This is a genomic window from Acinetobacter sp. YH16052 (genome assembly GCF_013417155.1).
Lineage (GTDB): Bacteria > Pseudomonadota > Gammaproteobacteria > Pseudomonadales > Moraxellaceae > Acinetobacter.
The window spans coordinates 1-1,066 of the sequence record NZ_VPEO01000202.1 but is presented as its reverse complement, the minus strand read 5'-3'; the positions used below and the strand labels follow the sequence as shown (position 1 = coordinate 1,066).

General features: G+C 33.9%; 1 protein-coding gene. It reads left to right on the top strand.

The features are described from left to right. Positions 1–107: 107 nt before the first annotated feature. The coding region (locus tag FTV42_RS17320) for a GTPase family protein (protein ID WP_180039292.1) at positions 108–1,066 on the top strand (959 nt) is incomplete at its 3' end.

Sequence of the window (1,066 nt, the reverse complement as noted above, 5' to 3'; positions counted from 1 at the left end):
ACGATATATTTTGTCGCTGCAAGTATATAAGTCATTGATTTATTTATTTCATATAATTAATCTAAATATCAAATATTTTTCAATAAAAAAGCAACCGGGGATTAGCTATGAATAGCTCTGTAGATGTAGATTTTGAAGATGCAGCACAACAAAAACTGGATGAGGTTGAAGCTAGTTTTAATGAAAAAGTTACTGTTGCTATTATTGGGAAAGTAAGTGCTGGAAAAAGTTCTTTATTAAATGCCTTATTTCGTAAAAATAAAGAGGATAAATTAGCTGAAGTTGGTGCTACTTCTGGGGTTACTACAAAAGTTAAGCGTTTTAAATTAGGTGAAAAAGTTGAAATTCTAGATTCACCAGGACTCGGTGATGTTATTGATGAAAATAGCGCAGTAACTCGACAAGCTATGTTAGATATTGATGTTGGCATTTTAGTTGTTTCTGATTCTGCCGACATCACACAAAAGAAACACTATGACGACCTTAAACAGCATTGTAAGCAAGTATTTGTTGTCTTAAATAAGATTGATATGTATGACAAGAAAAAGGCTGCTTTAAAGGCTGTTGTAGATCAATGGAGAGAAGTATTAGATTTATCTTCAAACGAACAAATTTTTCAAACTTGTGCTGATGGATATGATCCTGATTATGATGCTGATTACGAATTAGACATTCGAGGCGTTGATGAACTAAGGGACGCTATACTGGATTTTCTTCGAAAATATGGTAAAGATTTGATTTTGGCTAGAGAAATCGAAAGAAAGTCTATATTAGCAAAAAGGGTAATTTATACAGCATTGGCAGCAGTAGCTGGTGAAGCATTTATTCCTGGCAGTGCTGTTTATATTGCTGCGACTCAAGCAACTGCAATTATGTCTATACATTATATTTATACTGGTGAAGTTTTAAGTAAAAAGTCTGCTCTTGCAGCCTTACCATTATTTGCGAGCCAAAGTGTTGGAACAAATATTTTTATTTGGGCTAAATCTGTTTTACCACCAACGGGTGTTCTAGACATAGCTGCAGCAGGTATTGCAACTGTTGTAACTTTAGCTATGTTAAGTAC